Annotated in this window: 6 protein-coding genes; 3 read left to right on the top strand and 3 right to left on the bottom strand. The window is 67.1% G+C overall.

Annotation, left to right across the window (positions count from 1 at the left end; translation table 11 throughout):
• Window positions 1-3 precede the first annotated feature (3 nt).
• Window positions 4-696 (bottom strand): DNA-3-methyladenine glycosylase I, encoded by a 693-nt coding sequence (locus Q1V78_RS03825; protein WP_300611792.1) that lies wholly within the window; start codon window positions 694-696, stop codon window positions 4-6.
• A 406-nt stretch (window positions 697-1102) separates the two neighbouring features.
• Between Q1V78_RS03825 and Q1V78_RS03830 the strand changes: the two genes are divergently transcribed.
• Together Q1V78_RS03830 and Q1V78_RS03835 are read left to right on the top strand one after the other, a co-directional pair.
• Window positions 1103-1459: a hypothetical protein gene (locus Q1V78_RS03830; protein ID WP_300611794.1), complete on the top strand. Its 357-nt coding sequence runs from the start codon at window positions 1103-1105 to the stop codon at window positions 1457-1459.
• Between the two features lie 110 nt (window positions 1460-1569).
• The gene (locus tag Q1V78_RS03835; protein WP_300611797.1) at window positions 1570-4113 is read left to right on the top strand and encodes an ATP-dependent helicase C-terminal domain-containing protein; all 2544 of its coding nucleotides are present in this window, start codon (window positions 1570-1572) and stop codon (window positions 4111-4113) included.
• A 57-nt stretch (window positions 4114-4170) separates the two neighbouring features.
• Here the strand turns inward: Q1V78_RS03835 and Q1V78_RS03840 are convergent, their stop codons facing one another.
• A complete protein-coding gene (locus tag Q1V78_RS03840; RefSeq protein ID WP_300611800.1) occupies window positions 4171-4458 on the bottom strand; it encodes a GlsB/YeaQ/YmgE family stress response membrane protein in 288 nt (95 codons plus the stop codon).
• A gap of 60 nt (window positions 4459-4518) precedes the next feature.
• Window positions 4519-4977 (bottom strand): DUF488 domain-containing protein, encoded by a 459-nt coding sequence (locus Q1V78_RS03845; RefSeq protein ID WP_300611803.1) that lies wholly within the window; start codon window positions 4975-4977, stop codon window positions 4519-4521.
• Window positions 4978-5047: 70 nt separating this feature from the next.
• Between Q1V78_RS03845 and Q1V78_RS03850 the strand changes: the two genes are divergently transcribed.
• Entirely contained in the window at window positions 5048-5368 is a 321-nt protein-coding gene (locus tag Q1V78_RS03850; RefSeq protein ID WP_300611806.1) for a hypothetical protein, read from the top strand.
• Window positions 5369-5407: the final 39 nt, after the last annotated feature.

A 5407-nucleotide genomic window follows, 5' to 3' on the forward strand; every position in this document is an offset into this window, starting at 1 on the left:
CCTCTAGGGCTGCTCTGCGTCCGGCTCCGGCACCCGGTCGTCGACCATCCCGATGGCCTGCATCAGCGCATAGCAGGTCGTCGGGCCCACGAAGGTGAAGCCGCGGCGTTTGAGATCTGCGGCCATCGCCACCGACTCCTCTGACTCCGAGGGCATCTCTGCGATGTGCGCTGGGGGCTGGTGCTCGGCTGGGGCGTAGGACCAGATCAGCACCGGCAGACCCGCGGGCAGGCGGCGCACCGCCCCGCCCAGGATCTCCCGCGTCGGATGGTCCTCCGGTAGCCCCTGCAGCTCCGGGTCCTCCCGGAGGGCCACCGTGGCCTCAGCATTGCGGTAGATCGCGCTGTGCTTCTGCGGGTTGCGGATCAGCGCGGGGTCTGCGAGGGCCGCCTCGCGCTGCTCGGCGCTCATCTGCGTGATGCGGATGGCGTCGAAAAGGAAGAAGTGATCCCTAAAAGCGCGACGCTTGCGCAGGATCGTCGCCCACGACAGCCCCGACTGGAAGCCCTCGAGGCAGATACGTTCGAGCAGGCCGGATTCCGTGATGATGGGCCGGCCCCATTCCTCGTCGAAGTACTCCCGCTCCAGCTCGGAGCGCGTGGCCCAGGGCGGGCGAACCACGCCATCGGCGCCGATGATGTTGCCGCGTGCGGTAGTGACAGGCTGGCGGTGGTTGTCAGATGTGTGCTTATCCATAATTCCCCCTCGAGTTTAGGCTGTGCGAAGTATCGGCTCGCCGCTCGTGACCTGCGCCCCGTGCGGCTCGCCGTGCACTTCGCTGTGCACATTAGCGGGCGCAGCAGACATCGCCCCACGCTTAAGGCAGAATTCAGCCCCGCCGCCGAGTCAAATCATTCTCAAACCTCCTGGTCAGCGGGTTTTCCCTTTCGCAGATTTCGAAAAACTACCCCCGCTTCGCTGCTTGCGAAAATGGTATTCATATAGCTAAAATCAGCTAATTATCCCGGGTGCCTCTTCTCGCATCGGGCTGCCATACGGTAGCCAGTACAGCAGACAGCAGACATCCCCTTACACCTCATCGATCCGCACGTGATCGAGCAGTTTTCAGGCGAGCAAAGAGCAAAGGAGGGCATCAACACCGATGAGCACACCATCGATGAACCGCCCTCGCCCAACGAATGATCACCCCGAGGACGACGAACCGCGCGATACCGGCACCTTCAAGGCCACCCTCCCCGCGCTCGGCGGCTTCCTCACCTCCGATGGCCAACCCATCAATACGGCACCGCAGGACAAGCCCACGCCACGCGTAACCCTCCCATTCTATTGCGAAGGCGAGGAGCCCGGCTCTCGCCTGGGGTTCACTGTGACGTCGACCCTCCTGGTGGTCAGCATCGTCACCCTGCTTCTGGTCGCTCTGTTGCTCGACGTCCTCTGCGACGACGTCATCGGCGAGGCCGACGACCTGCTCAGCATGCTACGTACCTCCGTCCGCTAGGCCCCCACCTCAAGTCCACGGCAATGGCACTCCATTGCTCTGCCCGGTGACTCCTCTACCCCGGCGCCCGACACAACTGGGCGCCACCGTGGGCTAATTTGATAGGTAGCATGTCTACCAACCCCACCCCTAACCTGCCCTTTTCCGCTGGCCGCACGGCCCTCCTCAGCGCGCTCGCGGAGTTCGGAGCGGCCGTGGTGCACGCCCCGCCGGGCACCGGTAAGACCACCCTGGCCCCACAGTTCCTCTCCGATGCCGAGCTGATTGCGCCCGACCAGCGCGTGATCGTGACCCAGCCCCGGCGCGTGGCCGCCCGCTCTGCCGCCGCCCGCCTTGCCGAGCTGCGTGGCACCGAGCTGGGCGACGAGGTGGGCTATACCGTCCGCGGGGACTCCCGCGTATCCAGGCAGACCCGCATCGAGATGGTGACCCCGGGCGTTCTGCTTCGGCGCATGCTGCGGGACCCCGACCTGCCTGGGGTGGGGGCGATCGTCGTGGATGAGGTGCACGAGCGCCATATCGAGTCCGACCTGGTCTTCGCCATCGCCGCTCAGCTGCGAGAACTGCGCGATGACCTGCTGGTCGTGGCGATGTCCGCGACGGTGGACGCCCAGCATTTCGCCAATCTGCTCGGGGTACCGGAGGCTGTGGTGCACGTTCCCGCCCCGATCTACCCGTTGGATATCCACTACGCCGCTGCGGCGGATTCCATCACCCACCGGCGCAGCGATAGCCGCCCCGGCCAGTCCGGATCCATCGAGGCCTTCATCGCCGCCGGGGTTCAACGCGCGCTCGCGGAGACCACCGAGGGCGACATCCTGGCCTTCGTCCCGAGCATCCGAGGTACGGAGCTGCTCGCGCAGCAATTCGACTTCCCCGAGCTCACTACCTTCGCCCTGCACGGCCAGCTCAGCCCGAAGCAGCAGTCCGAGATCGTGAATCCGCGCGGAGCGACCAGCGCCAACCCCTCCCGCCGGGTCATCTTCGCCACGGACGTCGCCGAATCCTCGATCACGGTGCCGGGCGTGCGCGTCGTCGTGGACACCTGCCTGTCCCGCGTTTCCCGGCGCGATTCCTCCCGCGGCATGTCCGTCCTGGTCACGGAGTCCGCCGCCCAGGCAAGCTGCGTGCAGCGGGCGGGTCGTGCGGGCCGTGAGGGACCGGGCACCGTATTCCGCCTGATCAGCGCGGATGAGTGGGCCCGGCTGCCGGAGTTCGCCGCCCCCGCGATCCAGACCAGCGACCTCACCGGCGCGCTGCTGGACGTCGCCGCCTGGGGCGCGCCGATGGGCGAGGGGCTGGCGCTGCCGGACCCCTTCCCCCAGAACAACGCCGCTGCCGCCTTCGCCACGCTCCGCCAGCTGGGGGCGCTCGACGCCGACGGGACCATCACCGAGCTCGGGGAACTGCTGGTCACGCTCCCCCTCGATCCGCGCCACGCCCGTGGCGGTCTGCTCGCCAGCCGGCGCGTCCCGGTGGAGCTCGTGGCCCGTGTTCTGCAGTTTCTGGACGTCGCCAGCTCCCAGCGTGCCCCGGCCGGCGCGATCCGGGATATTTCGCCGAAGGACCCGGCGGTGCGCAGGCTCGTCCGCCTGCTGCAGCCACACGCCCCGCGGGAGCCCCGCGGCCCGCTGACCGGGGAGGACGCCATCGCCTACACGATCGCGTGCGCGCGGCCGGACCTGCTCGCCCGGCGCGTCGAGCCTGGGTCGGAGCGGGTGCTGACCGTGGGTGGCACCGGGGCGGTGATCCCGAAGAGCATGCCCGGGGTGGATGCGCCACACAATGAGCAGTGGTTCGCGGTGGCGGATATCGGACGCAGCGAGTCGGCGTCCGCGCGGAGGTCCGGGACGGGTTCGATCTTGCGCTCTGCCATGCCGATCTCCGAGGAGCTGGCCCTGGCCGCAGCCGGTGGCGTCGTCAAGGACAGGACCGCGAGCTACAGCCTGGAGAAGAAGCGGGTGCAGGCGCGGGAACGGACGGTCGTGGGGGCGATCGAGTTGAGCAGCGCCCCAGCCAAGCCCAGCGCGGCGGAAGCGGAAGAGGCGGTGTCCGCCGCGATCACGCAGGCCAGCCCGGAGCAGCTGGAGGAGATGCTGCAGCTCAGCGGGAATGCCCGTGAGCTGGTGAAACGCATGCAGTACCTGCACGACGCCGCTGCCGCCGGATTCGAGGGCGGATCGGGCTACCCGGATCTGCGGGCGGGGCTGCCGGCGGAGCTACTGAGCTTCGTGGCGGCGGATATCGCTGCCGGTCGGCGGCCGGATGTGGCGAGCCTGCTGCGCGGGCTGATCCCATGGGATCTTCCGATCGACGAGCTCGCGCCAGAGTCCCTGGAGCTGCCGAGTGGGCGGACGCGGCGGCTGACCTACCCGGAGGTGCTGATCGGAAGCGCCGCAGACGGTGCGGTAAGTGATGATGCGGGCGAGCCCGTGGTGTTGGCGACGAAGCTGCAGGACGTCTTCGGCCTCACGGAGTCCCCGCGCATCGCGGGACGGCGGGTGCAGTTCCACCTGCTCTCCCCGGCGCAGCGACCGGTGGCGGTGACCGATGACCTGGCGAGCTTCTGGGCCGGGCCCTACCAGGGGGTGCGCAAGGATATGCGGGGCCGCTACCCGAAGCACGCCTGGCCAGAGGACCCCACGGCAGGTTAAGGCAAAGAAAAAGGAGCCCCGAAGGGCTCCCTGGGTTGGGGTTGTGCCGGAGGCGGTTTAGCGCTTCGGCAGAACCATCTTGAGGATCCACAGGAGGATCACTGCGCCGAGCAGGCAGGTCAGGAAGCTCCAGATCATGCCGCCGGAGTCAGCGTTGAACAAGGTCAGGACCCAGCCACCGATGAAGCCACCGATGATACCGACGACGATGTTGGCGATAACGCCCATCTGCGCGTCGGTGCCCATGATCTTCGAGCCGATCCAACCTGCCAGACCGCCGATGATGATCCAGCCGATGAATCCGAGGGCCGGGGTTGCTTGTGCTGCGAGAATCAATGTATCCATCATCCCATTTTGCCAGCACCTGCAATTTTATGCCAGGTTTATTTTTTTATACAAAATATCTTAGCGATGGCGTCGATCCCGGAGCGTCGCGTTGAGCCACTCCAGGAGAACGGCCGCGTGATTGTGTTCGGTGTCCTTCGCGCCGTACAGCAGCAGCACACCATCCTTCGCGGTCTGCTCGCTCTGCGCATCCGAGCGGGGCGGCTTGGCGCCGGCCTCCTCGAGTTCTCGCAGCGCGCCCTCAAGGTCCCCGTCATCGAGAGCGTCATCGAGTTCCATGCGGTAGCGCTTGGCGAAGTCCACGAAGCTCAGCTCGCCCGAGTGGAACTCTTTGCGCAGTTCGGAGGAGGGAGTCAGCTCTTTAGGCCAGCCCGTTAGTGGCAGCTTCTCCTTGGATATCCCCCGCGGCCACAGCCGGTCGACCAGGAACCAAGCGTCCGCCTCCGCCTTGCCGCCGCTGCCCTGGTCGCTCCCCTTCGCGCCACTGTTCACGACGTCGTAGACCCTCGCCAGCTCCATCTGCTCGCTCCTTCATTCCGCTTGTTTCTTCTTCCGCCCTCAACGCTACGTCCGCGGGTAATCTGAGGGCATGTCTATGAATCTGAAGAAGGCCAAGGACGTCAACACCGCCGCTGTCATCGCCACCGGGCTCATCGGTGGCTGGCTCACCGCCCGCGAGACCGAGATCCGCCCGCTCGGCGGCGTAATCCTCGCTGCTGCCGGTGGTTACGCCGCCCGCTCTTGGAACGCCAAGACCGGCGCGCCCACCGCTGCTGCTCTCACCGCCGGTTACCTCGGCGCCTTCGGCCTCTCCCACCCGCTGGCGAAGAAGATCGGCGCCTGGCCGGCCGTCCTCGCGGTCACCGCAGCATCCGCTGGCGCGGCGCACTTCCTCTCCGACGCGAAGTAAGCGCCCCTCCCCGCCCTTAGCTGAGCAGCGCGCCCACCA

The organism is Corynebacterium sp. (assembly GCF_030152825.1).
Classification (GTDB): Bacteria; Actinomycetota; Actinomycetes; order Mycobacteriales; family Mycobacteriaceae; genus Corynebacterium.